Origin of the sequence: Aeromonas sp. D3 (assembly GCF_027705025.1) — a bacterium.
Classification (GTDB): domain Bacteria; phylum Pseudomonadota; class Gammaproteobacteria; order Enterobacterales; family Aeromonadaceae; genus Aeromonas; species Aeromonas salmonicida.
The window spans coordinates 207,713-233,085 of record NZ_JAPDBE010000002.1 but is presented as its reverse complement, the minus strand read 5'-3'; the positions used below and the strand labels follow the sequence as shown (position 1 = coordinate 233,085).

Annotated in this window: 26 protein-coding genes; 7 read left to right on the top strand and 19 right to left on the bottom strand. The window is 58.5% G+C overall.

Going from position 1 to position 25,373, the window contains the following annotated elements:
• Window positions 1–113: 113 nt before the first annotated feature.
• The 10 genes from pepB (OKC28_RS02795) to trmJ all read right to left on the bottom strand — a co-directional run bounded on the left by pepB (OKC28_RS02795) (window position 114) and on the right by trmJ (window position 9,113).
• Entirely contained in the window at window positions 114–1,397 is a 1,284-nt protein-coding gene (gene pepB / locus OKC28_RS02795) for an aminopeptidase PepB (RefSeq protein WP_256688149.1), read from the bottom strand.
• Between the two features lie 37 nt (window positions 1,398–1,434).
• Entirely contained in the window at window positions 1,435–2,739 is a 1,305-nt protein-coding gene (gene pepB / locus OKC28_RS02790; protein WP_256688148.1) for an aminopeptidase PepB, read from the bottom strand.
• Between the two features lie 159 nt (window positions 2,740–2,898).
• Window positions 2,899–3,237 (bottom strand): ISC system 2Fe-2S type ferredoxin, encoded by a 339-nt coding sequence (gene fdx, locus OKC28_RS02785; protein ID WP_005310414.1) that lies wholly within the window; start codon window positions 3,235–3,237, stop codon window positions 2,899–2,901.
• Between the two features lies 1 nt (window position 3,238).
• Entirely contained in the window at window positions 3,239–5,086 is a 1,848-nt protein-coding gene (hscA, locus tag OKC28_RS02780) for a Fe-S protein assembly chaperone HscA (protein WP_256688147.1), read from the bottom strand.
• A 28-nt stretch (window positions 5,087–5,114) separates the two neighbouring features.
• Entirely contained in the window at window positions 5,115–5,633 is a 519-nt protein-coding gene (hscB, locus tag OKC28_RS02775; RefSeq protein ID WP_058394705.1) for a co-chaperone HscB, read from the bottom strand.
• Between the two features lie 124 nt (window positions 5,634–5,757).
• A complete protein-coding gene (gene iscA / locus OKC28_RS02770; protein ID WP_005310407.1) occupies window positions 5,758–6,081 on the bottom strand; it encodes an iron-sulfur cluster assembly protein IscA in 324 nt (107 codons plus the stop codon).
• Between the two features lie 15 nt (window positions 6,082–6,096).
• On the bottom strand, window positions 6,097–6,480 hold the full coding sequence (iscU, locus tag OKC28_RS02765) for a Fe-S cluster assembly scaffold IscU (RefSeq protein ID WP_005310405.1): 384 nt from the start codon (window positions 6,478–6,480) through the stop codon (window positions 6,097–6,099).
• Window positions 6,481–6,521: 41 nt separating this feature from the next.
• Window positions 6,522–7,736, bottom strand: coding sequence for an IscS subfamily cysteine desulfurase (locus OKC28_RS02760; protein ID WP_059112288.1), 1,215 nt, complete (start codon window positions 7,734–7,736; stop codon window positions 6,522–6,524).
• A gap of 57 nt (window positions 7,737–7,793) precedes the next feature.
• The gene (iscR, locus tag OKC28_RS02755) at window positions 7,794–8,297 is read right to left on the bottom strand and encodes a Fe-S cluster assembly transcriptional regulator IscR (RefSeq protein ID WP_017411386.1); all 504 of its coding nucleotides are present in this window, start codon (window positions 8,295–8,297) and stop codon (window positions 7,794–7,796) included.
• Window positions 8,298–8,390: 93 nt separating this feature from the next.
• Window positions 8,391–9,113 carry a tRNA (cytosine(32)/uridine(32)-2'-O)-methyltransferase TrmJ gene (gene trmJ, locus OKC28_RS02750; RefSeq protein ID WP_256688145.1) on the bottom strand — a complete coding sequence of 241 codons (723 nt, stop codon included), beginning with the start codon at window positions 9,111–9,113 and terminating at the stop codon, window positions 8,391–8,393.
• Between the two features lie 180 nt (window positions 9,114–9,293).
• Here trmJ and OKC28_RS02745 point away from each other — a divergent pair, with 180 nt between their 5' ends.
• The gene (locus tag OKC28_RS02745) at window positions 9,294–9,710 is read left to right on the top strand and encodes a hypothetical protein (RefSeq protein WP_059112290.1); all 417 of its coding nucleotides are present in this window, start codon (window positions 9,294–9,296) and stop codon (window positions 9,708–9,710) included.
• On the opposite strand, the gene ubiT is transcribed toward OKC28_RS02745, so the two are convergent.
• Window positions 9,657–10,196 (bottom strand): ubiquinone anaerobic biosynthesis accessory factor UbiT, encoded by a 540-nt coding sequence (gene ubiT, locus OKC28_RS02740; RefSeq protein ID WP_256688144.1) that lies wholly within the window; start codon window positions 10,194–10,196, stop codon window positions 9,657–9,659. The genes OKC28_RS02745 and ubiT overlap by 54 nt on opposite strands.
• 189 nt (window positions 10,197–10,385) lie before the next feature.
• On the opposite strand from ubiT, the gene ubiU reads away from it, so the two are divergent.
• Window positions 10,386–11,381, top strand: a complete 996-nt coding sequence (ubiU, locus tag OKC28_RS02735; protein WP_270687176.1) for a ubiquinone anaerobic biosynthesis protein UbiU — start codon at window positions 10,386–10,388, stop codon at window positions 11,379–11,381.
• Window positions 11,382–11,458: 77 nt separating this feature from the next.
• A complete protein-coding gene (locus OKC28_RS02730) occupies window positions 11,459–12,331 on the top strand; it encodes a U32 family peptidase (protein WP_059112292.1) in 873 nt (290 codons plus the stop codon).
• A gap of 239 nt (window positions 12,332–12,570) precedes the next feature.
• Here OKC28_RS02730 and nlpI read toward each other — a convergent pair whose 3' ends face one another.
• From nlpI to queA, 7 genes are all read right to left on the bottom strand, one after another.
• The gene (gene nlpI, locus OKC28_RS02725; protein ID WP_282790523.1) at window positions 12,571–13,518 is read right to left on the bottom strand and encodes a lipoprotein NlpI; all 948 of its coding nucleotides are present in this window, start codon (window positions 13,516–13,518) and stop codon (window positions 12,571–12,573) included.
• Between the two features lie 90 nt (window positions 13,519–13,608).
• On the bottom strand, window positions 13,609–13,977 hold the full coding sequence (locus OKC28_RS02720) for a rhodanese-like domain-containing protein (RefSeq protein ID WP_270687171.1): 369 nt from the start codon (window positions 13,975–13,977) through the stop codon (window positions 13,609–13,611).
• 100 nt (window positions 13,978–14,077) lie between these two features.
• A complete protein-coding gene (secF, locus tag OKC28_RS02715) occupies window positions 14,078–15,025 on the bottom strand; it encodes a protein translocase subunit SecF (protein ID WP_131731039.1) in 948 nt (315 codons plus the stop codon).
• A gap of 9 nt (window positions 15,026–15,034) precedes the next feature.
• Entirely contained in the window at window positions 15,035–16,888 is a 1,854-nt protein-coding gene (gene secD, locus OKC28_RS02710; RefSeq protein ID WP_021139833.1) for a protein translocase subunit SecD, read from the bottom strand.
• Between the two features lie 18 nt (window positions 16,889–16,906).
• Entirely contained in the window at window positions 16,907–17,242 is a 336-nt protein-coding gene (yajC, locus tag OKC28_RS02705) for a preprotein translocase subunit YajC (RefSeq protein WP_021139832.1), read from the bottom strand.
• 51 nt (window positions 17,243–17,293) lie between these two features.
• Entirely contained in the window at window positions 17,294–18,430 is a 1,137-nt protein-coding gene (gene tgt / locus OKC28_RS02700; RefSeq protein ID WP_021139831.1) for a tRNA guanosine(34) transglycosylase Tgt, read from the bottom strand.
• Between the two features lie 70 nt (window positions 18,431–18,500).
• Window positions 18,501–19,568 (bottom strand): tRNA preQ1(34) S-adenosylmethionine ribosyltransferase-isomerase QueA, encoded by a 1,068-nt coding sequence (queA, locus tag OKC28_RS02695; protein ID WP_270687164.1) that lies wholly within the window; start codon window positions 19,566–19,568, stop codon window positions 18,501–18,503.
• 211 nt (window positions 19,569–19,779) lie between these two features.
• Between queA and OKC28_RS02690 the strand changes: the two genes are divergently transcribed.
• The 3 genes from OKC28_RS02690 to ahpF all read left to right on the top strand — a co-directional run bounded on the left by OKC28_RS02690 (window position 19,780) and on the right by ahpF (window position 23,152).
• Window positions 19,780–20,226: a CBS domain-containing protein gene (locus OKC28_RS02690; protein WP_017411391.1), complete on the top strand. Its 447-nt coding sequence runs from the start codon at window positions 19,780–19,782 to the stop codon at window positions 20,224–20,226.
• A gap of 655 nt (window positions 20,227–20,881) precedes the next feature.
• Complete coding sequence (gene ahpC, locus OKC28_RS02685; protein ID WP_005900002.1) at window positions 20,882–21,448, top strand: alkyl hydroperoxide reductase subunit C; 567 nt, start codon at window positions 20,882–20,884, stop codon at window positions 21,446–21,448.
• A 111-nt stretch (window positions 21,449–21,559) separates the two neighbouring features.
• Window positions 21,560–23,152 carry an alkyl hydroperoxide reductase subunit F gene (gene ahpF / locus OKC28_RS02680; protein ID WP_113720347.1) on the top strand — a complete coding sequence of 531 codons (1,593 nt, stop codon included), beginning with the start codon at window positions 21,560–21,562 and terminating at the stop codon, window positions 23,150–23,152.
• A gap of 71 nt (window positions 23,153–23,223) precedes the next feature.
• On the opposite strand, the gene OKC28_RS02675 is transcribed toward ahpF, so the two are convergent.
• Window positions 23,224–24,507: an MFS transporter gene (locus OKC28_RS02675; protein WP_256688141.1), complete on the bottom strand. Its 1,284-nt coding sequence runs from the start codon at window positions 24,505–24,507 to the stop codon at window positions 23,224–23,226.
• Window positions 24,508–24,637: 130 nt separating this feature from the next.
• Here OKC28_RS02675 and OKC28_RS02670 point away from each other — a divergent pair, with 130 nt between their 5' ends.
• Window positions 24,638–24,883: a hypothetical protein gene (locus OKC28_RS02670; RefSeq protein WP_265432924.1), complete on the top strand. Its 246-nt coding sequence runs from the start codon at window positions 24,638–24,640 to the stop codon at window positions 24,881–24,883.
• The last annotated feature ends 490 nt before the right edge of the window (window positions 24,884–25,373 follow it).

Genomic DNA, 25,373 nt, shown 5'->3' with positions numbered 1-25,373 from the left:
AGGTTCAGATCACAGAATGGGAGAGAAGTTCAAAAAAATCCCCAAGCGATGCTTGGGGATTTTTGTATAAGAGACAGCCCTCAGGTGCCCTTCCTTGACGATTGTCATCCTGCTCAGCGCGCTTCCACCAGCAGGGTATGCGCTATGGTGCGCATCCCCAGGGTGTTGGCGCCCGGCGCCCACAGGCTGTCACCGTTCTCGCTGAAACAGGCGGCCAGATCGACGTGCAACCAACCCCGTCCTTCATCGCCGACGAAGCGGGAGAGGAAGCCCGCCGCGTTGGAAGCGCCGCCAGGGCCACCGCCCGGCACAGGGCGGCTGTTGGCCGTGTCGGCATAGTGAGACGGGCACTGCTGGCGGTGCCAGGGCTCCAGCGGCAGCGGCCAGGCGGGCTCCTGCTCGGCATCGGCGTAGGCCATGGCACGACTCACCAGCCCCTTGTCCAGGCCAAACAGAGCGTTGTAACGCCCCCCCAGCGCCATGACGGCGGCGCCCGTCAGAGTGGCTGCATCAATGATGAGCGGCGCACCGCAGTCGCTTGCCAGTTGCAGGCCGTCGGCCAGCACCAGGCGTCCCTCGGCATCCGTGTTGACGATCTCGACCGTGGTGCCGTTCTTGTAGGTGAGGATGTCACCCAGCTTGTAGGCGTGGCCGGAGACCAGATTCTCGGCGCAGCAGAGGATGAGCTTCACCCGCTTGTCGAGGCCACGCAGTATGGACAGCGCCAGGGCACCGGTCACTATGGCCGCCCCCCCCATGTCATGCTTCATGGTGAGCATGCCCTGGGAGGTTTTCATGGAGTAGCCACCGGAGTCGAAGGTGATACCCTTGCCCACCAGGGCCGCCGCCACCGGGGCGTTGCGATCCCCGGTCGGGTTGTAGTCCAGCTCCAGCAGCACGGGCTCGCGATCGCTGCCACGGCCAACCTGATAGAGACCGACCCAGCCAGCCTGTTGCAACGCCTCTCCTTTCAGGATGCGATGACTGATCCTGTCCGGCGCCAGCTCGGTGATAAAGGCTGCCGCCTCCACCGCCAGCTCCAACGGCCCCAGTTGCTCCGGGGTGGCATTGGTCATCTCGCGGACCCAGCTTCCGCACAGCCAGCGCGCCTCCAGCTCCTCCCTGTCCTCTTCGGACGAGGTGGCCCACTGCAGTTCGACTTCGGCCTTGGGGGTCTGCAGCCCCTGGGCGAAGGCCCACTGCTGTTCGCGCTCCCAATGACCGGCCAGGGCCACTTTCTGGATCCCCTGGCTGCACAGGCGACGCGCTGCCTGCTGGATATCGATCAGCGGCGTGGCGGTCACCAGATGGATCATCATGCCATCGGCACGGTGAGAGAGCAGCGCCCCCTCGCCCCACTCGGCGGGAGCAAACTCACGGCTTAACCAGATGTTCATTCAAGTACCTCCTGCAACCGGCAATGTAAGCTGACCTTCATGCACTCACCTCCTGCAGCCAGCGTGCGATAGTGCGCAGACCGTGGCCTTTGGCCCCGGTTGCCCAGAGATCATTGCCTGATTTTTGATAAGAAGCCGCCAGATCCAGGTGTACCCAGCCCTTGCCCTCGTCACGTACGAAACGGGACAGGAAGGCGGCCGCCGTGGTGGCCCCGGCCGTGCCTTCGGCAGAGGCCACGTTGCCCAGCTCGGCAAAGGCAGAGGTGAGCTGGCCCACGTGCCAGGGTTCGAGTGGCAGGGCCCAGGCCTTCTCATGTTCGGCTTTGGCGGCTGCCAGTGTTCGTTGCTGCTCGACTTCATCGAGGGCAAACACGGCGTTGTAGTCACGGCCTAGCGCCGTCTTGGCGGCGCCGGTCAGGGTAGCGGCATCCAGGATGTAGGTCGCGCCACTGTCGGAGGCGGCCATCAGACCATCGGCCAGCACCAAGCGGCCTTCCGCATCGGTATTCTGGATTTCAACCGAGATGCCGTTTTTGTAGGTAAGGATGTCGCCGAGCTTGAAGGCGTGGCCGGAGACCAGGTTTTCGGCGCAACAGAGAATGAGCTTCACGCGCTTGTTCAGGCCACGACTGATGGCCAGCGCCAGGGCACCGGTGACCATGGCTGCACCGCCCATGTCGGACTTCATCGGCAGCATGTTGTCAGAGGACTTCATGGAATAGCCACCGGAATCGAAGGTGATGCCCTTGCCCACCAGGGCGGCCACCACGGGGGCATTGCGATCCCCGGTCGGGTTGTAGTCGAGCTCCAGCAGCACGGGCTCTCGCTCGCTGCCACGACCTACCGACCAGATGCCGATATGGCCGGCCTCACGCAACGCCTCGCCGGCTGTGATACGAGCAGTGACCTGATCCCCACCCAGACCACGGATCAGCAGCAAGGCTGATTCCGCCAGGCTCATGGGATAAATGGCTTCCGGGCAACCGTTGGTCACCTCGCGTACCCAGCGGGTCGCCTTGATCAGTGCATCCAGCTCGCGGGCATCGGACTCACTCTGTGGGCCAAAGTCCAGCTCACGCGTCCCCTTGGCGGCGTAGAAGCCCTGGGCGAAGGCGTAACGGCGTTCCAGATCCCAGTCATCACCGGCCAGCTTCACCCGCTTGATACCGCTGGACTCGAGACGGCGGGCCGCACGCTGTATGGTGCGCAAGGCGTCATTTTCCTGGGCGATAGCGCCCAGGTGAATGTGGGTCTCGTCACCGTTGAAACTGAGCTGGGCACCTTCGCCCCAATGGGCGGCGGCGGCCTGGAGGGACAAGCGTACGTTCATCATGTCAGCCATGTTCTCTTGCTTCCTTTTTATTGGCACTTTTCATTAATCAATAGGGAAATAACGAGCACAAAAAAGGCCGTTCCCCTCAAGGGTCACGGCCTTCACCATATCATTACTGCACCATGGGATGCTGCACGCTCAATTCACTCATGTGTAATTAAGGTGCCATCAATGGCGTTCTGAAGCGAGGTTGATGGTGTACTTGGGCAGCTCCACCACCAGATCCTCGTCTGCCAGTCTGGCCTGGCAACTGAGACGGGATTCCGGCTCCAGTCCCCATGCCTTGTCCAGCATGTCATCTTCCAACTCATCGCTCGGCTCGAGGGAGTCAAACCCTTCTCGCACCACACAATGACAGGTGGTGCAGGCGCAGGACTTCTCACAAGCATGCTCGATCTCGATGCCATTGCGCAGCGCCACATCCAGGATGGTCTCGCCACTCTTGCCTTCGAGCGCGGCACCGTCCGGACAGAGCTCGGGATGGGGCAGAATAATCAGTTTTGGCATATCACACCTTGTTGACGTTTTGTCCGGTCAGCACCTTGCGGATGGAGGCGTCCATCCGGCGGGCTGCAAATTCACCACTGACAGCGTCCGCCGCCTCGATGGCATCTTTGATTTGATTGGTTGTCCCTGCGGCGCGCACGGACAGCAGATGGGTGATCGCACTGTCGATGGCAGCGCGCTCGGCGGTGCTCAGCAGCGCATCGCCATCGGCGGCCAGGGCAGCATTGAGACTTTCGACCACACGGTCGGCCTCCACCTGCTGCTCTGCCAGCATGCGGGCATCCATGTCTTGCTGGGCGTTGGCGATGGAGGCACTCAGCATGGTGAGTATGTCCTCCTCCCCCAGCCCGTAAGAAGGCTTGACCTGGATCTCGGCCTGCACGCCGGAGGATTTCTCCATGGCACTGACCGACAGCAGACCATCCGCATCCACCTGGAAGGTGACGCGAATGTGGGCGGCACCCGCCGCCATGGGGGGGATCCCGGTCAGGGTGAAACGGGCCAAGGAACGGCAATCGGCTACCAGCTCACGCTCCCCTTGCACCACGTGGATTGCCATCGCGGTCTGGCCATCCTTGAAGGTGGTGAACTCCTGGGCGCGGGCCACCGGGATCGTGGTATTACGCGGTATCACTTTCTCGGCGAGGCCCCCCATGGTCTCAAGGCCAAGGGAGAGCGGGATCACGTCCAGCAGCAGCATCTCGGCATCAGGCTTGTTGCCCACCAGGATATCGGCCTGGATGGCGGCGCCAATGGCGACTACCTTGTCCGGGTCGATACTGGTCAGCGGCGTGCGCTGGAAGAATTCCCCCACTCGCTCGCGTACCAGCGGCACCCGGGTAGAGCCACCGACCATCACCACCTCCAGCACTTCCACCTGCTCCAGCCCCGCATCACGCAGGGCGCGGCGACAGGCCAGCAAGGTACGCTTGACCAGCGGAGTGATGAGTTCCTCAAACAGGTGACGGCTCACCTCCCCCTGCCAACCGGCAAAGGCACAGGACACCAGATCGGCATCGGTCAGGCCGTGTTTGACGGCGGCGGCCACATCCAGCAATTCGCGCTGGGTGCTGGCATCGAGCTGACCTTCAAGGCCGGCTTGTGCCTTGATCCAGTCCGCCAGCAGGTGATCGAAATCATCGCCCCCCAGCGCCGAGTCACCGCCAGTGGCCATCACTTCAAACACACCGCGGTGCAGACGAAGGATGGAGATATCAAAGGTCCCGCCGCCGAGATCATACACCGCTATCACCCCTTCCTGACCGGAGTCGAGGCCGTAGGCAATCGCGGCGGCAGTGGGTTCGTTGAGCAGGCGCAGTACGTGCAGACCGGCCAGACGGGCCGCGTCCTTGGTACCCTGACGCTGGGCATCATCAAAATAGGCGGGCACTGTAATGACAACGCCATCCAGCTCGCCACCCAGTGCGGCCGCACCACGCTCTGCCAGTTTCTTCAAGATTTCGGCTGAGACCTGTACCGGGTTGACCAGCCCCTGACGGGTCTGCAGCTGGGGCATGCCGTTATCGGCGGCCACAAACTGGTAAGGCTGCTGGCGAGTATCAATGTCGGCCAGGGCCTTGCCCATCATCCGCTTGGCGGAGACGATGGTGTTGTGAGGATCGAGTGAGGCTTCACGCTTGGCGTCAAAGCCGACACGAATAGCATCAACCTGATAGTGCACCACGGAGGGCAGCAGATCCCGACCCTGCTCGTCGCAGAGGGTATCGGCGTGGCCGCTGCGCACTGCCGCGACCAGAGAATTGGTGGTGCCAAGATCGATGCCAACGGCACGTTTATGCTGATGAGGTGCGGCGCTCTGGCCGGGCTCGGCGATTTGCAGTAATGCCATGGGTAATCAAAATTCCAGCGTTAAAGGATCAAGACTCGAACAGTGAGTCTTCGAATCGTTCCAGCTCTTCAAGGAGCTTGTCGACAAACTTGAGTTTGCGGACGCAATCAGCCGCGATCAGATCATCGCCAGCGGCAAGCGTCAGTGTCAGCTGTTGCATCAACAGCTGGTGATCATGCCCTATTTCCTGGCGAAAATCCTTGATGGCACCCTCAGGGTCGGCTTCCCCTTTCAAGTCGGCAAGGCGCTCGCGCCACTCAAGTTGTTGCATCAGGAAGCTGGTGTCTTGCAGGGTTTGCTGCTCGCCACGAATATCGGTGCCTCGCAGGGAGAGCAGATACTCGGCTCGGCGCAGGGGCGTCTTGAGGGTGGTGTAGGCATCGTTGATCTGGGCGGCTCGTTGCACCGCAACCAGTTGTTCCCGCTCGGGCGCCGTGGCAAAACGATCGGGGTGGAACTGGGTTTGCAACTGACGGTAGGTGTCCGCCAGCTGACGGGTATCGAGCTCGAAGCCTTCAACCAGCCCAAACAGCTCGAAATGATTCATGCAAACCTCTTAGACACAGACGTTTTCACCGCCACCAAGCTCGCCAAAAACGCTGAACCGGGTGTTATTGAACTGGTCGTTTTCGACCAGTTCAACCGGCAGGACATCATGTATGTCAAACCTGTCAGACACTGAAACTTTCGCCGCAACCACACTCGCCCTTGGCGTTGGGGTTATTGAACTGGAAGCCCTCATTGAGGCCTTCCTTGACGAAGTCCAGTTCGGTGCCATCCAGATGGATCAGGCTCTTGGCATCGACGATGATTCTGACACCGTTCTGCTCAAACACCTGATCTTCATCCGCCAGCTCATCGACAAACTCGAGCACATAGGCAAGACCCGAACAGCCGGTGGTCTTGACGCCGAGGCGAAGGCCTATGCCCTTGCCCCGGTTGGTCAGAAAAGAGGAAACCCGTGCCGCTGCGGCATCTGTCATGGTAATGGCCATACTGCTCTCCTGACCTTAGAGACCTTTCTTCTGCTTGTAATCGGCGATGGCGGCCTTGATGGCATCCTCAGCCAGAATGGAGCAGTGGATCTTCACCGGTGGCAGAGCCAGCTCTTCGGCGATGTCAGTGTTCTTGATGCCGGCGGCTTCGTCCAGGGTCTTGCCCTTGACCCACTCGGTCACGAGGGAGCTGGAGGCAATGGCGGAACCACAACCGTAGGTCTTGAACTTGGCGTCTTCGATGATGCCGTCGTCGCTGATCTTCAGTTGCAGCTTCATCACGTCGCCACACGCCGGAGCACCGACCATACCGGTCGCTATGTTGGGATCGTTCTTGTCGAAGCCACCTACGTTGCGGGGATTCTCGTAGTGGTCGATTACTTTTTCACTGTAAGCCATATCTAACTCCTGCTAATTCCGTTGATCACTGATCCGATGGATCAGTGATGAGCCCATTCGACCGTGTTCAGATCGACGCCGTCTTTGTACATCTCCCACAGGGGAGACATCTCGCGCAGACGACCGATGGAGTCACGGATAAGCTTGATTGCGTAATCAATCTCTTCTTCTGTGGTAAAGCGACCCAGGCTGAAACGGATGGAGCTGTGCGCCAGCTCGTCGTTCAGGCCCAGCGCGCGCAGCACATAGGAGGGCTCCAGGCTGGCCGAGGTACAGGCAGAACCGGAAGAGACCGCCAGATCTTTCAGCGCCATGATCAGGGATTCCCCTTCCACATAAGCGAAGCTGACGTTGAGGTTGCCCGGTACACGCTGTTCCAGGTCACCGTTGATGTAGACGGCTTCAATATCCTTGATGCCATCCCACAGACGCTGACGCAGGGCCATGATGTGCTGGCCTTCGCTCGCCATCTCTTCTTTGGCGATACGGAAAGCTTCACCCATGCCAACGATCTGGTGAGTCGGCAGTGTGCCTGAACGCATGCCACGTTCGTGGCCACCACCGTGCATCTGGGCTTCCAGACGAACGCGGGGCTTGCGACGCACAAACAGGGCACCGATCCCTTTCGGGCCGTATACCTTGTGCGCAGAAACAGAGAGCAGGTCAACTTTCAGCGCTTCCACATCCACCGGGATCTTGCCCACGCTCTGTACCGCATCCACGTGCAGCAGGATCTTGCGGGAGCGGCACAGCTCGCCGATGGCGGCAATGTTTTGCACCACGCCGATCTCGTTGTTGACGTGCATGATGCTGACCAGGATGGTGTCATCACGCAGGGCGCCCTCGATCTGTTCCAGGGTGAACAGGCCGTTCGGCATCGGCTCGAGGTAAGTCACCTCATAGCCTTCACGCTCCAGCTGGCGGCAAGTATCGAGTACTGCCTTGTGCTCTGTCTTGGAGGTGATGATGTGCTTGCCCTTGCCAGCATAAAAATGGGCAACGCCCTTGATGGCCAGGTTGTTGGATTCGGTCGCGCCGGAGGTAAAGACGATCTCGCGCGGGTCTGCACCGATCAGCTCTGCCACTTGATTACGGGCCAGGTCTACCGCCTCTTCGGCTTGCCAGCCAAAGCGGTGGGAACGGGAAGCTGGATTGCCGAACAGGCCATCCATGGTGAGACACTGCATCATTTTTTCTGCGACACGCGGGTCCACCGGACAGGTTGCCGAATAATCAAGGTAAATAGGCAGTTTCATGTTTTTCTCCGTTACAGCCAGGGTCACACATCGACCGGCTGTGGAAAGCACGTTTGTTTATAGTTGGACTTTCAAGCTCACATCGCCGTGTTCTACCCGATCAACCAGGGACAACACGGTTTTCATTTGTTCATCTTGCTTGCCGGCAATCCGGCGCACGTCCGCCTGACCCACCAGCTCAGCCAGGGTGATATCCCCCAGGAAACTGGAAATACGCTCGCTGAGGTCACGCCACAGGGAGTGAGTGAGACACTGGGTACCGCCGTGGCAGCCACCTTTGCCGAGACACTTGGTGGCATCAACCGACTCGTCGACTGCAGTGATCACCTGACCGACAGAGATAGCATCAGGGGCCAGACCGAGGCGATAACCACCGCCCGGACCACGCACACTGCTCACCAGACCATGCTTGCGCAGGCGGGCAAACAGTTGCTCGAGATAGGACAAGGAGATGCCCTGACGCTCTGAAATATCAGCCAGGGGCACAGGCCCCTGCTCTGCATGCAACGCCACGTCGAGCATGGCAGTCACAGCGTAACGTCCTTTTGAGGTCAGTCTCATATGCCTTACCGTCTTGCGAACCAATCAATATGGGCACATGGTCACATACCCGACTAAAACAGTCAAGTATATGGTTGAGTAATACAGTCGGGTTTAATCCTGCGGCTTTGGCTTCTGGATCGAGGTCAGAATGCCGCGCAAAATATTGAGTTCTATCGCTTCCGGACGGGCCCGATTGAACAGGCGGCGCAGCTTGCTCATCACCTGACCCGGGTGGTCGTCGGCAATGAAGCCTGTTTTGAGCAGAGTCTGCTCCAGATGCTGATAAAAGCCTTCCAGCTGACGGGCGCTGGGATAATCCGCCTCGCTCTCCACCTCGGGAGCCTGATCCTTCAGCCAGCACATCCGCACTTCATAGCAGATAGTCTGTACCGCCATGGCCAGATTGAGGGAGCTGTATTCCGGATTGGCAGGAATGGCCACATGGTAGTGGCATTTCTGCAACTCGTCGTTGGTGAGGCCAGTGCGTTCACGGCCAAACACCAGGGCAACCGGATGCTTCATCCCTTCCCCCACGGCTTTTTCCCCTGCTTCACGGGGATCCAGCATGGGCCAGCTCAGGGTACGGGAACGGGCACTGGTGCCGATGACCAGACCGCAGTCAGCAATGGCCTCATCCAGGGTCGATACGATACGGGCATTGGCGAGCACGTCACTGGCACCTGCAGCCAGCGCATGAGCGCCGTCATCAGGCAAGGCTTGCGGATCAACCAACACCAGCCGGGTCAGCCCCATGGTCTTCATGGCTCGCGCCGCGGATCCCATGTTGCCTGTGTGAGAGGTGTTTACCAAAACGATACGAATCTGATCCAACATGCCCAGTCAATCTTCAGTCAAAAATGGCGCGCAATTGTAACATAGCCAATCGCTATTTTGGCACCGTAAATGGCGTCCCATTTCACAACAAAACCGTCATTTTGTAGAACAAAGCATCATTAGCCAACCGGGGAGGCTGGCTAAACTTGGAGGATGGAGAAGGAAACGAGTGGAGGAGACATGTGCCCGCATTGGCTTTATGAGAGGTTGCCTGCCTGCTATTTGTTGACGGCAGTCGGCATGATCATGCTCACCGACTCCCCTTTGCTCTGGCTGGCAGGTGCCCTGCTGTTTGTGGCCGGTGCGGCGAGCTGGATGATGCGCTCCAGCTATCGGCGTACCGACCTGGTCATCTTTCCGACCAAGCGCTGGTTCCAGCCGGAATGGCTCTACGAGGCCCAGCCCTTTATCTGGCTGGCGCTGGGGTTGCTGCTCTCTCACCTCCCCGATGCCATGGCCCTGATGGCCTTGCTTCCTTGTGCCTGGGCATGCCGCTGCCTGTGGGTTCGCAGTCACTACCGCCACCATGCCGCTGGCCTGGCTTCACACTTGAGACGGGATCCCGCCCGTCGGCGCAGGGTGCGACTCCTGCGCTGACAGGGCACGCGCCCCTTCAATAAAGGTAGCGAGATCCATCAGGGGATAGCGCATCAGCCTCGGCAAACCGTCCAGATCCAGGCTGTCCATCAGGTTCTTCACCTCCAGTCCCAGCTCGGTATCTCCCTCAATCTTCAGCTTGCGCTGAAAGAAAAGGGAATCGGGGTCCTCTTTGCGACCAGCGATCAGGATGAGGTCGTTGGTGGTACCACTGAAACAGACATCCGCACGATCGCAATGGCGTGCCACCACCAGCTTTCCATCCTGTTCGCTGATAAACCAGCAAAGCTCGAGATCCGATACCTCGACTTTCAGCCACTTGCCAGCCAGAAACTCGAAATCGCCATCTTCGATGGCCTCCTTGAACACCCGCGCCAGCAGGCGCTCCATCAGGTTCCGCTGCAGGGTAAAAGGCACCAGTTTGAGGGGGTGACGCAAAAAGCGGGGGGCCTGTTCGACCAGACGACGTTGCAGTTGTTGAAACACGATGAACTCCCAAGTTTTTACGCATTCAAGCACAGGGTTGCACTCTGGATCCTGTGGGAAATCAAACTTGTGCCGACTTACCTCAAGAAGGGTAAAGCCACACAAAGCTGCCTCAGGTCAAAAAGTGGGAAGGCATCGATGAATACAATCGGGCCACTTTTGCATTTTTCCCCTCTCGGAGCGTACCCGATGGAATTACTCTGTCCGGCAGGCAGCTTGCCGGCACTGAAAACAGCCGTGGATAACGGGGCCGATGCGGTTTATATCGGCTTCAAGGATGACACCAATGCCCGCCACTTTGCCGGTCTCAACTTCACCGACAGCAAGCTGGAAAAGGCGGTGGACTACGTGCATCAACATGGCCGCAAGCTGCACATCGCCATCAATACCTTCGCCCACCCGGGCTCCGATACCAGATGGAAACAGGCAGTAGACAGGGGGGTTGCCCTGGGTGCAGATGCGCTGATCATCGCCGATCTCGCCGTGCTCGATTACGCCAGCCGCCATTATCCGGACATGGAGCTGCACGTTTCTGTTCAAGCCAGTGCCACCAATGCCGCCGCCATCCGTTTCTATCAGCAGCATTTCAACGTCGGCCGGGTGGTCTTGCCACGGGTGCTCTCCATGCACCAGGTCCGGCAGCTGGCCCGCGAGACCGATGTCGGCCTGGAAGTGTTCGCCTTCGGCAGCCTCTGCATCATGGCGGAGGGCCGCTGCTACCTATCCTCCTACATGACAGGGGAGAGCCCCAACACGGTCGGGGCCTGCTCTCCGGCCAAGTTCGTGCGCTGGGAAGAGACGCCACTGGGCCTCGAATCCCGTCTCAACGAGGTGCTGATCGACCGCTACGGCCCGGGTGAAAATGCCGGTTATCCGACCCTGTGCAAGGGGCGTTTCGACGTGGATGGCCAGACCTATCACGCACTGGAGGAGCCGACCAGCCTCAACACCCTTGGCCTCTTGCCCGAGCTGTTCCAGACCGGCATCCAGTCAGTCAAGATTGAAGGGCGCCAGCGCAGCCCCGCCTATGTGGAGCAGGTCACCCGGGTCTGGCGTGCGGCCATCGATGCCTATCAGGCCAATCCCCAGGCGTATCAGGTCAAAGCAGAATGGGATGCCCAGCTCGCCCGCGTCTCGGAGGGGAGTCAGACTACCCTGGGTGCCTATCACCGTCAGTGGCAATAAGGAGGCCCGATGCCATTTCTTCCCGAAACAACCGATGCTGCCTTCAGCCCCTTCAGTCGCCACAAGGAGCACAACTAATGCAATTTTCTCTCGGGCCCCTGCTCTTCTACTGGCCCAAGGCCGACACCCAGGCCTTCTACCAAGCCGCTGCCGACAGTCAGGCAGATATCATCTATCTGGGAGAAACCGTCTGCAGCAAACGCCGTGAGCTGAAAGCAGATGACTGGATTGCCCTGGCCCGCCAGGTAGCCAGCACCGGCAAGCAAGCGGTGCTCTCGACCCTGGCCCTCATCTCTGCCCCCTCCGAACTCAAGGAGGTGAAGCGGCTGGTCGACAACGGCGACCTGCTGGTCGAAGCCAACGATCTGGGCACTGTTCAACTCGCCAGCGAGGCCGGGCTCCCGTTTGTCTGTGGCCCCGCCATCAACGCCTACAACGCCGATGTGCTGCGCATGCTGCTCAAACAGGGAATGACACGCTGGGTGATGCCGGTGGAGCTCTCCCGCGACTGGCTGGTTCAGCTCAGTCAGGATCTGGGCGCTGCCCGCCAGCAGTTTGAAGTGGAGGTGTTTGCCTACGGCCATCTGCCGCTCGCCTATTCGGCGCGCTGCTTCACTGCCCGCTCCCTCGACAAGCCCAAAGACAACTGCGAGCTCGCCTGCATCCATTACCCCACTGGCCGGCTGGCCAGCAGCCGCGAGGGGCAGAAGGTGTTCAATCTCAACGGCATCCAGACCCAGTCCGGTTACTGTTACAACCTCGGCAACGAGCTTGGCGGTATGGCGGATCTGGTGGATGTGGTACGCCTCTCCCCGGAGGGACTGGACACCCTTGATATGTTGGCTCGCTTCAAGGCCAACCAGCAGGGGCAGGCTCCTCTGCCACTGCAACAGGAGCGGGACTGCAATGGTTACTGGCGCCAGATCCCTGGCATGAGTCTAGTGGAATGACACAGCACCAATACCGGATCTGAGCACGGCGGCCACGGCTGCTGGTGTCAAATATCTCCGGCATAAGTTCTGGTGGAATAACACAGCACCAATACCGGATCTGGGCACGGCGGCCACGGCTGCTGGTGTCAAATATCCCCGGCATAAGCTCTGATGGAATAACACCGTACCAATACCAGCACGCAGACAGCAAAAAGGCCTCATCAAGAGGCCTTTTTTACATCGCAGACACAGGCAAATCAGGATGCCTGTTTGCTGCTCTTTCCCTGTGAACTCTGGGCGCCCGGCGGCAAGGGTTTGCGCGCCATCAGCTCCAGCTCCAGCAGGGCGTATCTGTGCTCGATGAAGTCATACACGTTGTTGGCGAGCGCCAGCTTGAAGTAGCTGATGGCTTCCTTGCGGTTGCCCTTGGCCAGTTCAAACTTGCCCAGATAGAAGTAAGTTTCACACAGGCGCTCGGCGAGCTCCCGGTTATCCTTCACTCCTTTCACCACATTGCCCATCAACTGGGTGGCATTGAGCTCACCGGTATAGAGGCGAACCAGATCCCAGTTCCAGGCGTCGTCGTCATATTTGTTGAGACGCTCTCGCATCCTGCTCATGGCAGCCGGCGCATTGAGCTTCTGCTCCGCCAGATAGAGCCACATCACCCGATACGGGTCTTCCGGCTGCGCTTCATAGAAGCGTTTCATGTCGGCGGCGGCCAGCTCGGGGCGATTACCGTAATAGAGTGCGATCCCGCGGTTGAGATAGGCATAGTCATAGTCGGGAGCCAGTTCGAGAGCGGAATCAAATGCCTCGTAGGCTTCGTCATAATTCTGCTGCTGCACCAGATAGACGCCGATAAAATTATAGGCCTCGGCAAAATCCGGTTTCTCCCGCAAGGCACGGTTGAAATCCAGCCTCGCCAGCGAACGCAAACCGACCCGATCAAACACCACGGCACGCTCATAAAACAGTTCGGCACGTTGCTCAGTGGTCAATTCCATCTCACCGAGCATCTGACCGAGTCGCGCCAACGCCAACTCGCTCTGGTAAGAGACCTGCAGGGGGGTCGCCAATACCAGTGAAGCGGGTTGCGGCTTGGGAACTTGAGGCGCTTTAACCTGACTGCTACTGCTGCAACCCCACATGGGGAGCAACAACAGGACACCAAGGAGGTATCCAATCCCTTTCCTGACGTTCAATGAACACTCCGACGCTTACGCTTGACCCCGCATATGGTAAAGGTCAACCGCCACTTTGTCATGTGGCGGTTCCCCTCTCCCTCAAATAAATCAGGATTCGACAGGGTATCCGGCCTCACCCCAGCCCCGAAAACCGCCATCGACACTGACAACCCGGCTATAACCCATTTTTTGCAGATTTTCCGCCACCAGGATGGAGCGGAAACCCCCACCACAATAGAGATAGAGTTCAGTCTGCGGATCCGGATAGCGGGTCTCGATATCCCGTTCAATCACGCCGCGACCAAGGTAGGCCGCCCCTGGCAGGTGACCTCTGGCCCACTCGCTCTCTTCCCGCACGTCGATCAGGTGAAAAGCACGCCCCTCATCCTGCCAACGTTTGATCTGGTGCACATCAGTCTCTTGCACCTGAGGGCGAATGGCCTCGACCAGGGCCAGAAAACGGGGATTGTGTTGCATGGCTTGCTCCTTGCCTTAGGTAATGGAAGATGGGTCATCGGGGAGCATAATGACTCACCCGCCCCATAAGAGAAAGGGCGCCTCACGGCGCCCTTGTCGATTACGGCAGGATCTCTTGCTGATCCGCGCCCTCTTTTTCCACCTGGGTCGGCAGCATATGCTCCCGCTTGACCCCGAGGAACATGGCGAAGGCACTCGCCACATAGATGGATGAGTAGGTGCCGAAGGCCACCCCGATCACCATGGCTACCGAGAAACCGTGGATCAGCGGACCGCCCTTGAGCAGCAGCGCCAGCACCACCACGAACGTCAGACCCGAGGTGATGATGGTCCGGCTCAGGGTCTCTGTCATGGAGAGATCCAGGATGTACTCGGTATCCCCCTTGCGCACCTTGCGGAAGTTCTCCCGCAAGCGGTCAAACACCACTATGGTGTCGTTCAAGGAGTAACCCACCAGGGTCATCAGCGCCGCCAGCACGGTCAAATCGAATTCGTACTGGAAGTAGGCAAACACGCCGAGGGTGATGACCACGTCGTGCACCAGGGAAATAATGCCCCCCAATGCCAGACGCCATTCGAAGCGCACCGCTACGTAGATCAGGATACAGATGATGGAGGCCAGCATGGCCATGGCACCGTCTGTTGCCAGTTCGTCGCCCACTGAGGGGCCGACAAACTCGACGCGCTTGAGCACGGCACCCTGATCAAGCTGCTTGGCAGCCGCCAGCACTTCATTGCCCTGCTGCTCGACCTTGACCCCCTCTTTCGGGGTCAGGCGAAACAGCACGTCGCGACTGGAGCCGAAGTGTTGCAGGGTTGCCCCTTCAATCTTCTGCTCATCCAGCACCTCGTGGATCTTGTCCAGGCTCACCGATTGCTGGAACCCCACCTCGATAGTGGTACCACCGGTAAAGTCCAGCCCCCAGTTCAGGCCCCGATCGAACAGGAAGAACAGGGAGATCACCATCAGCAGGGCAGAGAAAACCACACCCGGCTTGGCATAGCGCATAAACGGGATAGGTTTTTCAAAATGTAGAATCTGAAACATGTCTCTTCCTTAGATCGGCAGCTTGTCGATGCGCCGTCCACCCCAGCCCAGGTTGATAATGGCGCGGGATACTGTGATGGCAGTAAACATGGAAGCACTCAGACCGATACCCAGCGTCAGGGCGAAGCCCTTGATGGCGCCAGTGCCGATACCGAACAGGATCACACAGGTGATGAGCGAGGTGACGTTGGAGTCGGCGATGGTCGAGAATGCACGATCAAAGCCCAGATGAATGGCCTGCTGTACCCCGCGACCGTTGCGGATCTCTTCCCGAATACGCTCATAGATCAACACGTTGGCATCCACCGCCATACCCAGCGTCAAGACGATACCGGCAATGCCCGGCAGTGTCATGGTGGCTCCGGGGATCATGGACATGATACCGACGATCAGTACCAGGTTCATGGTGAGCGCCAGATTGGCCACCCAGCCAAACGCGCGGTAGTAGATCCCCATGAACAGCACGATAACCAGCATGGCCCAGCCGATGGCTTCCATACCGCTGTCGATGTTCTGCTGACCCAGGCTTGGGCCTATGGTCCGCTCTTCAACGATCTGGATGGGGGCAATCAGGGCACCGGCACGCAACAGCAGCGCCAGGTTGTGGGCTTCGTTGGCGTTGTCGATACCCGTGATGCGGAACTGGCTGCCAAGACGCGACTGGATAGTGGCGACGTTGATCACCTCTTCCTGTTTGCGGAACTTGCGCTTGCCATCCGGACCCGGCTGACCGACAGGCTTGTATTCGATGAAGACGGTCGCCATGCCTTTACCGACGTTGTCCTTGGTAAAGTTGGCCATCTTGTTGCCACCCTGGCCATCAAGCTTGATGTTGACCTGGGGACGGCTGTACTCATCGAAACCGGACTGGGCACCCACTATGTGGTCACCGGTCAGGATCACCCGCTTTTGCAGCACAACGGGGCGACCGTTGCGGTCGTTGTACACCTTGGAACTCGGCGGTACACGGCCGTCGGCCGCGGCCTGAATATCGGCCGTTTCATCGACCATGTGGAATTCCAGGGTCGCGGTCGCACCCAGGATCTCCTTGGCACGGGCGGTATCCTGAATACCGGGCAGCTGTACCACTATGCGTTCGGCACCCTGCTGCTGAACCAGCGGCTCAGCCACCCCCAGCTCGTTAACCCGGTTGCGGATGATGGTGATGTTCTGCTCGAGAGCATACTTTCTCACCTCTTTGATCTTGGCATCACTGAGGGCAGCGTTGAGAACGAACTCATCCCCTTTCTGCTCTGTGGTGAAGGTCAAATCCGGGTTCTGACGACGCAGATAAGAGACGGCACGTTCCTGATCTGCTTCATCACGGAACAGAACCTGTACCTGATCACCGACCCGACGTACGCCGGAGTAACGGATCTTCTGGGTACGCAGCTCGGTGCGAAAATCCTGCACCATCTGCTCTTGCTGCTTGGTCAGCGCCTCGGCCATGTCCACTTCCATCAGGAAGTGCACACCGCCGCGCAGGTCAAGACCCAGCTTCAGGGGTGCCGCACCGATGGCTTCGAGCCAGGCAGGGGTAGACGGCGCCAGGTTCAGGGCGGTAATGAAATTGTCACCGAGCTTGTTGGCAACCAGATCACGCGCCTTGAGCTGATCTTCGGTATTCTGGAAACGAACGAGGATGAGACCATGCTCAAATGCAGCATGCTTGACCGGAATGCTGGCGGCCTCAAGGGTCTCTTTGACCAAGTCAAGGGTGTCCAGCTTGACTTCGGCACCACGGCTGGCAGACACCTGCAAGGCCGGGTCTTCACCGTAAAGATTGGGGGCTGCATATAGAAAACCGATGGCGATCACGAAGACCACCATCAGGTATTTCCACAGCGGATAGCGATTTAACACGCTGTGCTCCTCAGGAGATTAAAGGGACTGGATAGAACCCTTGGGCAGTACGGCAGAGACGAAATCACGCTTGATGGTGACCTGGGTCTGATCGTTCAGGGACAGCACAATGTATTCGCTATCGGCGGACACTTTGGCGATCTTGCCAACCAGGCCACCTGAGGTGAGCACTTCATCACCCTTGGCCAGGGAGCTCATCAGGTTGCGGTGATCCTTGGCACGCTTGGCCTGGGGACGGTAGATCATGAAGTAGAAGATAAGGCCGAACACGGCCAGCATGATGATCATTTCCATGCCACCACCCTGTGCACCCGGAACTGCGCCTTCTGCATACGCCTTGGAGATAATGCTCATTTAACAACCTCTCATTTGATGTAGATTTGATAACTAATTTATATATCGTTGTTATTTCACGTCATTTTCAGCTAACGGAGGCACGGGCTTCCCTTGCCGACGGTAAAACTCAGTTACAAAGTCGTCTAATTTACCCTGCTCGATCGCGTCCCGCAAACCCTGCATCACTCGCTGGTAATAACGCAGGTTGTGAATGGTGTTCAGACGGGCACCAAGGATCTCGTTGCACTTGTCCAGATGGTACAAATAGCTGCGGGTGTAGTTCTTGCAGGTGTAGCAATCGCAGTCCGCATCCAGGGTACTGGTGTCGCTGCGATACTTGGCGTTGCGGATCTTGACCACCCCATCCGTGGTGAACAGATGGCCGTTGCGGGCATTGCGGGTCGGCATCACGCAGTCGAACATGTCGACTCCACGGCGCACCCCTTCCACCAGATCTTCCGGTTTGCCCACGCCCATCAGGTAGCGCGGCTTGTCAGCCGGAATTTTCGGGCAGACGTGCTCTAGGATCCTGTGCATGTCTTCCTTGGGCTCACCCACCGCCAGACCGCCAACCGCATAACCGTCGAAGCCGATCTCCAGCAGGCCGTTGAGGGACACATCCCGCAACTCTTCATACACGGAACCCTGAATGATACCGAACAGGGCGTTCTTGTTACCCAAGGCATCAAATTTGTCGCGGGAACGCTTGCCCCAGCGCAGGGACATCTCCATGGACTTGCGCGCTTCTTCGTAAGTGGCCGGATACGGGGTGCACTCGTCGAAGATCATCACGATGTCGGAGCCCAGATCGTACTGGATCTCCATGGATTTCTCGGGGTCCAGGAAGATCTTCTCACCGTTGATGGGGTGACGGAAGTGCACGCCCGCCTCGGTGATCTTGCGAATGTGCCCCAGGCTGAACACCTGGAAACCACCCGAGTCGGTCAGGATCGGGCCCTGCCAGTTCATGAAGTCGTGCAGATCGCCGTGGGCGCGCATCACTTCCTGCCCCGGCCGCAGCCAGAGGTGGAAGGTGTTGCCAAGCAGGATCTCGGCGCCGGTCTCGCGTACTTCTTCCGGGGTCATTCCCTTGACGGTGCCATAGGTACCGACCGGCATAAAGGCCGGCGTTTGTACCACACCACGTTCGAAGACCAGTTGACCGCGACGGGCACGGCCGTCGGTGGTTTTCAGTTCAAATTTCATTGCTACCTCGTTGCGTCAGAGAAACAGTCTGACAATAGAGAGCCCGAAGGCCCGGTATAAAGGGCGAGGCTTATGCCACTGCCCGGCGACGGGTGACAAACATGGCGTCCCCGTAGCTGAAGAAACGGTACTGCTCGGCCACGGCCGCCTGATAGGCCGCCATCACCTGATCGTACCCGGCGAAGGCGCTGACCAGCATGATCAGGGTCGACTCCGGCAGGTGGAAGTTGGTGACCATGGCATCGACTACCTGAAACTGGTAGCCGGGGAAGATGAAGATGTCGGTGTCGCTGAAAAAGGGCGCCAGCGGCTTGCCCTGGGCCAGACTTGCCTTGGCTGCGCTCTCCAGGGAGCGTACCGAGGTGGTGCCCACCGCAATCACCCGGCCACCCCGGGCGCGAGTTGCGTTGATCGCATCCACCACCTCCTGCGGCACTTCGGCGTATTCGGAGTGCATGTGGTGATCTTCAATCTTGTCCACCCGCACCGGCTGGAAGGTCCCCGCCCCTACATGCAGGGTGACAAAGGCCGTTTCAACCCCTTTGGCGCGGATCTTTGCCAGCAGCGGCTCATCGAAGTGCAGGCCGGCGGTCGGCGCCGCCACGGCGCCCGGTTTCTGATTGTAAACGGTCTGGTAGCGCTCCTTGTCGGCGTCCTCATCGGGACGGTCGATATAGGGGGGCAACGGCATATGGCCTATGGCTTCCAGAATCTCCAGCACAGGGCGCGGGTCGAGAAAGTGGATCTCGAACAGGGCATCGTGGCGGGCACGCATCTCGGCATCGACCTTTTCGCCATCGGGGCCGCCATCCAGGATGAGGCGGGTGCCCGGCTTGGGCGCCTTGGAGGCCCGCACATGTGCCAGCACACTGTGCTCGTCCAGGATGCGCTCCACCAGCACCTCCAGCTTGCCACCGCTGGCCTTCTGGCCAAACATGCGCGCCGGAATGACACGGGTGTTGTTGAATACCAGCAGATCGCCGGGGTTGAGCTGGTCCAGCACATCCACAAATTGACCATGGCGCAGGGCGCCGCTTTGACCATCGAGCTGCAACAGGCGGCTGGCGGTACGCTCTGCCATCGGATAGCGGGCAATCAGCTCGTCTGGCAGATCAAAATGAAAATCGGATACTTGCATCTTTCACCTCGGGGGAATCGGCGGCTAGTCTAGTTATCCCCCTCTTCCAAGGCAACCCAAAAGACCAAAAACCCAAGAGAGACAAGGGATAGCGAGCAATATTGCGACATCCATCCGGTTAATGATTCTTTAATGATCTGTATTGACCCTGATCATGTTTTGCCTGCGGGGGCTGGGCTAGGGTGAAAGCAGATACACAAGGAGGCCCACCATGATGACCTTATCCGAGATCATGACAGAACATCCCTTCACTCTGGGTCCGGAAAACAGCGTCAAGCAGGCGATGGATCTGATGCAGCAGGAGCGGATCCGCCATATTCCCATCGTCGACGAACACCATCATCTTCTGGGTCTGGTCACTCTCACCGACATCCTGGCCACCCGCGAGTCCAAACTGCTGCTCATCAACCCGGAGCGGGAGGCGGAATTCACCGACAGCGTCCAGCTCGACGAGATCATGACCCGCCAGGTAGCGAGCGTGGATCCCCACGCCGGCATCAAGGAGGCGGCCCTCTACCTGCAGCGCCACAAATATGGCTGCCTGCCGGTGCTCAAGGGGCGCAAGCTGATCGGCATAGTGACAGAGTCGGATTTCATTGCGGTCGCCATCAACCTGCTCGAACTGATGGAGGAACAGGAGCCGCCAAGCGACTTCTGATCTAAAAACAATGTAATAAAATTACATTGAAAGCGTTTTCGGCATATTAAATCGGCATTAGAACTGAAATACTTTCATTTTGATTGAAATTTTACACCATAACCTTGCTTTGTGATCTGCATCACACTATTATCTCACCCATGCAATAGTTGCCGAGGGGGAGACGAGGGATTGTGCACCCAGCCTCTTCCTCTCATATGTCTGCAAGTTTGCACACCCCGTAGTTAGTCTTTGCTGTAAAGCTTTTGTTTATATAGCCATTCCTTGTTTGATGACCCGGCCTTGTCATAGCGACAACGCCGGGATTTTTTTATCTGCACTATCCTGCCCGGCCTTGCCCTTCCTGCTCCCATTGCGTAGCACGCCACTGCACCGTCCTGCCGCCTCACAAAACAAATAGCCATTCGGACCTTGAAAAGCCGATGTGCCGCACAGATGTTGAACCTCGACAAGGAGTTACCTCTGTACGCCAGAGATATTCATGTTAGGTACAGCAGCGATAGGCTATCTAATAGATAGATTGAAGTGATTCAATTTTGCGGCTTTAATCGATTAAGAAAAGCCCCTATGATGAATCCATCGAACGTTAAACGCCTGGTCCGGACAGACTCTTCAATACCAGACAGGCATATGTACATCACCAAGGAGCTAATACATGTCTACCTATATCAACACTGAAATCAAGCCGTTCAACGCCACCGCCTACCACAATGGCAAGTTCGTTCAGGTGTCTGACGCAGACCTGAAAGGCAAGTGGTCCGTGGTATTCTTCTACCCGGCTGACTTCACCTTCGTTTGCCCGACCGAGCTGGGTGACCTGGCTGACAACTACGCTGAATTCCAGAAGCTGGGCGTCGAGATCTACTCCGTCTCCACCGACACCCACTTCACTCACAAGGCGTGGCACGACACTTCCGACACCATCCAGAAGATCCAGTATCCGATGATTGGTGACCCGACCGGCGCCATCACCCGCAACTTCGGCGTCATGATCGAAGAAGCTGGCCTGGCTGACCGTGGCACCTTCGTTATCGACCCGCAAGGCATCATCCAGATCGTTGAAATCAACGCTGGTGGCATCGGTCGTGACGCGCTGGAACTGCTGCGCAAGGTCAAAGCCGCTCAGTACGTAGCTTCCCACCCGGGTGAAGTGTGCCCGGCCAAGTGGAAAGAAGGCGACGCCACCCTGGCCCCGTCCCTGGATCTGGTAGGCAAAATCTAAGCCTCCCGCTTCCAAGACCGGCCCATTCAAGGGCCGGTCTGCTTTCTGGCCTCCTCTTGGAGCATCAGGCCAGTCATCGCCGACCCGCAATCATTAAGAAGGAATTCGAAGATGTTGGATACCAACCTCAAACAACAGCTGAACACCTATCTGCAGTACATCGTCAATCCCATCGAGATCAGCGTGTCCGGCAACGACAGTGACAAATCCGCAGAGCTGCTGGCATTGGCCCGCGAGATCAGCGAGATGTCCCCCAAAATTGCCATGACTGATGGCAGTAATGCCCGCAAGCCTTCCATGAGCGTTGCACCACAGGGCCAAGCCCCGCGCGTTCATTTTGCCGGCATCCCCATGGGTCATGAATTTACCTCTCTGGTGCTCGCCTTGCTGCAAAGCGGCGGCCACCCTTCCAAGACAGATCCGGCCGTACTGGAGCAGATCAAGCAGCTGAAGGGCGAGTTTCACTTCGAGACCTATATCTCCCTCTCCTGCCACAACTGCCCGGACGTGGTACAGGCGCTGAACCTGATGGCGACCCTGAATCCCGGTATCACCCACACCATGATCGACGGAGCCCTGTTCCAGGACGAAGTGAACGAGCGCCAGATCATGGCGGTGCCGAACGTCTACATGAACGGTCAGCCGTTCAGCCAGGGCCGTATCTCGCTGGAAGAGATCATTGCCAAGCTCGATACCGGTGCGGCCGATCGCAAGGCCGCCGAACTGAGCGAAAAAGCCCCCTATGACGTGCTGGTAGTGGGTGGTGGCCCGGCTGGTGCCGCAGCAGCCATCTATGCCGCCCGTAAAGGTATTCGTACCGCCATCGTCGCAGAGCGTTTTGGTGGTCAGGTGATGGACACGGTCGGGATCGAGAACTTCATCTCCGTGCCCTACACCGAAGGTCCCAAGCTGGCCGCAAGCCTGGAGCAGCACGTCAAGCAGTACGGTGTGGAAGTGATCACCGAGCAGCGTGCCGCCGCCATCAGCAAGGACGGCTATGTGAATGTGGAGCTGGCCTCTGGTGCCACCCTCAAGAGTCGCGCCGTGATCCTGGCGACCGGTGCCCGCTGGCGTGACCTGAACGTGCCGGGCGAGCTCGAGTACCGCACCAAGGGCGTGGCCTACTGCCCCCACTGCGACGGTCCCTTCTTCAAGGGCAAGCGCGTGGCAGTGATAGGTGGTGGTAACTCCGGTATCGAAGCAGCCATCGATCTCGCCGGCATCGTCGAGCACGTCACAGTGGTGGAATTTGCCGATACCCTGCGCGCCGACGAGGTACTGCAGAAGAAAGCCCGCTCCATGGGCAACATCGACATCATCATGAGCGCCCGCACCACGGAAGTGATCGGTGATGGCAGCAAGGTGGTGGGGATGGATTATGAAGATCGCACCACCGGTGAAATCAAGCACCTGGCGGTGGCTGGCATCTTCGTCCAGATCGGACTGGTGCCGAACACCGAGTTCCTCAAGGGGAGCGAGGTGGCACTGACCCGCTTCGGCGAGATCGAGATCGACACCAAGGGCGCCACTTCCCTGCCCGGTGTCTACGCCGCCGGTGACGCCACTACAGTGCCGTTCAAGCAGATCATCATCTCCATGGGGGCCGGTGCAACCGCAGCGCTGGGGGCATTTGATTACCTCATCCGCAATGCGGCGCCGGAAGCGGCAGAAACATCCGCCAAGGCCGATGCCGTGACCGCCTGATAACGGCCCTCGTGCCAGTAAAAAGCCGACTCCCTGGAGTCGGCTTTTTTATCCGTGTTATTCACCAAGCGCTAGTTGGCCTTCACATCCTCCGCCTCGGGCGTGGCAAAGGTCGCAGGCACAGCTTCCCCTTCCAGATCCGTTCTCGGCTCCAGCTCCGCAGTCATGGGGGTATTGGGCGGTACCGGCATGAACACCTGATGCTCGGCCAGTGGAATGGGTGCCCGCTGCCGCTTGCGCCAGCCCAGATACGCCGTCAGCAGGGCGCCGCACAGGGCAAAGTAGACAAACAGCCCCTGTGGCCCGAACTGCATCATGACAAAAGGCGCCAACAATGGCCCTATCATGGCGCCCAAACTGTAGGCGAGCAGCAACCCCTGATTGGCCCCCAACACCTGATCCGGGCGCAGCTCATCGCAAGCATGGCTCAGACTCAGGGGATAAATGGAGAACGCCATCCCCCCCAGCAAGAACACCAGGACGCCGGCGATTGGCTCGCGCCAATCCTCGGGCAACAACACCATCAGCAAAGCAAGCAGGGTCAGCACGGCACTGAGCAGCAGGATCACCAGCCGCCGGTCATAGCGATCAGAGATGCGGCCAATGGGATACTGCAGGCACATGCCCCCCAGGATCACCAGCGCCATCATATCTGCCACCCGCGAAAGCGAAGCCCCGCTGTCGGTAAAATAAAGCGGCAACAGACCGTAGATGGCGCCGAGGATGAGGCCTGAGGTGAAGCTGCTGCCCATGCCCGCCGGGGTGAGCCGCACCAGCTCAATCACCCCGACCGGTTGGGGCGCCACCATGGCCGGTGTGGCCACCCGGGAGAGCGCAAGCGGCACCACCGACAGGGTGGCCGCCATGGCACACAGGGCAAACGGTGTCAGCACCATGGGATCCACCCACTTGAGCACCAATTGGCCCATGGCCAGTGATCCGTAGAGCAGTATCATGTAGAGCGACATCAGCCGCCCCCGATTGGCCGGGGAACTAGAGACCAGCATCCAGGACTCCAGCACCACGAACAGACCGCCGGTGGCAAAGCCCCCCACCAGTCGCAGCGCCGCCCAGCTGACGGGTTCCACCACCATGCCGTGCAGCAGAAACAGAAAACAGAGCAGGGAGGCGTAGGCCGCATAGGCCCGGATATGACCCACCCGGATAATGAGGCGCGCATTGACGAAAGCGCCCAGCACCAGACCGCCAAAATAGGCGGCCGACACCAGGCCTATGGCTTGCACCAACACCTGCTCGGCCGAGAGGCGCACCGTCAGCAGGGTATTGAACATGCCATGGCCCAGGATAAAAATCACCAGACTGGCCAAGGGTGACAGCAACCTTGTGAGTGACATTGGGTCTCCCTGTGTGGCTCATTAATGAGCTAAACAGTCATGGTACCGCTTGCTTCCTGCCCACATCAACCCAACCGGCCCTGCAAGGGGCGCGCTATCCTTGATGAGCCCCCTCCTTGAGGTAACTAATATGAAAACCAAACTGTTGATGATCGGCCTGCTCTTTGCCGGAAACGCCCTCGCCTTTCACTGCCCTGCAGACATGAAGAGCATCGATGACGCCCTCGCCAAAGGCCCGGCCCTCAGTGCGGAGCAACTGGCCGAGGTGAAAAGGCTGCGCGCCGAAGGGGAAACCCTGCACAAGGCAGGCAAGCATCAGGCGTCCGTCGATACCCTGGCCAAAGCCCTGGCGCTGCTCGCACCGGCCAGGTCCTGACGCAACCCTAGGCTGCGAAGGCTCCGGCGTGATGTCATGTCAGACATGCGCCACAAACAACAAGGCCACCTGCTGGGGTGGCCTTGGTTTTATCGGGTAGCTAACCCTCATTCACTCTGCACCTGATCACAACCATTTAAGTTGGAAACTGGCAGATCAAAGTATTCAATGAGTTAACGATACCAAATGTGACATTTAAGTTGGAAACTCAAAAGTAATACTACATCTGCTCCGTGAGCAAACAGGACATTTAAGTTGGAAAACAGGCTCTATTTGACGTGATGGGGAGGGTGCGAACAAATCCTTGACACGAGATCATCAGATTTTCTTAGTACCATGGATGAGAACCAACGTGAGCCATCAACTGACCTTCGCTGACTACGAGTTCAATGGCAAACACCGCCAGACCCGCAAAGAAATCCCCCTTTTGTTCGGATCTCCCTAATTTATCAAAGGCTATGCACATACACATTTTCAAGAATACTTGTCG

What these genes read in the sequence shown, in the direction of transcription:
- hscB (WP_058394705.1), bottom strand. Translation starts at nt 5,633, where the DNA reads ATGAATCATTTCGAGCTGTTTGGGCTGGTTGAAGGCTTCGAGCTCGAT.
- OKC28_RS02745 (WP_059112290.1), top strand. Translation starts at nt 9,294, where the DNA reads ATGTGCCCGCATTGGCTTTATGAGAGGTTGCCTGCCTGCTATTTGTTG.
- iscA (WP_005310407.1), bottom strand. Translation starts at nt 6,081, where the DNA reads ATGGCCATTACCATGACAGATGCCGCAGCGGCACGGGTTTCCTCTTTT.
- fdx (WP_005310414.1), bottom strand. Translation starts at nt 3,237, where the DNA reads ATGCCAAAACTGATTATTCTGCCCCATCCCGAGCTCTGTCCGGACGGT.
- hscA (WP_256688147.1), bottom strand. Translation starts at nt 5,086, where the DNA reads ATGGCATTACTGCAAATCGCCGAGCCCGGCCAGAGCGCCGCACCTCAT.
- ahpF (WP_113720347.1), top strand. Translation starts at nt 21,560, where the DNA reads ATGTTGGATACCAACCTCAAACAACAGCTGAACACCTATCTGCAGTAC.
- iscU (WP_005310405.1), bottom strand. Translation starts at nt 6,480, where the DNA reads ATGGCTTACAGTGAAAAAGTAATCGACCACTACGAGAATCCCCGCAAC.
- OKC28_RS02730 (WP_059112292.1), top strand. Translation starts at nt 11,459, where the DNA reads ATGCAATTTTCTCTCGGGCCCCTGCTCTTCTACTGGCCCAAGGCCGAC.
- ubiU (WP_270687176.1), top strand. Translation starts at nt 10,386, where the DNA reads ATGGAATTACTCTGTCCGGCAGGCAGCTTGCCGGCACTGAAAACAGCC.
- OKC28_RS02760 (WP_059112288.1), bottom strand. Translation starts at nt 7,736, where the DNA reads ATGAAACTGCCTATTTACCTTGATTATTCGGCAACCTGTCCGGTGGAC.
- pepB (WP_256688149.1), bottom strand. Translation starts at nt 1,397, where the DNA reads ATGAACATCTGGTTAAGCCGTGAGTTTGCTCCCGCCGAGTGGGGCGAG.
- yajC (WP_021139832.1), bottom strand. Translation starts at nt 17,242, where the DNA reads ATGAGCATTATCTCCAAGGCGTATGCAGAAGGCGCAGTTCCGGGTGCA.
- pepB (WP_256688148.1), bottom strand. Translation starts at nt 2,739, where the DNA reads ATGGCTGACATGATGAACGTACGCTTGTCCCTCCAGGCCGCCGCCGCC.
- ahpC (WP_005900002.1), top strand. Translation starts at nt 20,882, where the DNA reads ATGTCTACCTATATCAACACTGAAATCAAGCCGTTCAACGCCACCGCC.
- secF (WP_131731039.1), bottom strand. Translation starts at nt 15,025, where the DNA reads ATGTTTCAGATTCTACATTTTGAAAAACCTATCCCGTTTATGCGCTAT.
- tgt (WP_021139831.1), bottom strand. Translation starts at nt 18,430, where the DNA reads ATGAAATTTGAACTGAAAACCACCGACGGCCGTGCCCGTCGCGGTCAA.
- OKC28_RS02675 (WP_256688141.1), bottom strand. Translation starts at nt 24,507, where the DNA reads ATGTCACTCACAAGGTTGCTGTCACCCTTGGCCAGTCTGGTGATTTTT.
- queA (WP_270687164.1), bottom strand. Translation starts at nt 19,568, where the DNA reads ATGCAAGTATCCGATTTTCATTTTGATCTGCCAGACGAGCTGATTGCC.
- trmJ (WP_256688145.1), bottom strand. Translation starts at nt 9,113, where the DNA reads ATGTTGGATCAGATTCGTATCGTTTTGGTAAACACCTCTCACACAGGC.
- OKC28_RS02690 (WP_017411391.1), top strand. Translation starts at nt 19,780, where the DNA reads ATGATGACCTTATCCGAGATCATGACAGAACATCCCTTCACTCTGGGT.
- OKC28_RS02720 (WP_270687171.1), bottom strand. Translation starts at nt 13,977, where the DNA reads ATGCAACACAATCCCCGTTTTCTGGCCCTGGTCGAGGCCATTCGCCCT.
- OKC28_RS02670 (WP_265432924.1), top strand. Translation starts at nt 24,638, where the DNA reads ATGAAAACCAAACTGTTGATGATCGGCCTGCTCTTTGCCGGAAACGCC.
- iscR (WP_017411386.1), bottom strand. Translation starts at nt 8,297, where the DNA reads ATGAGACTGACCTCAAAAGGACGTTACGCTGTGACTGCCATGCTCGAC.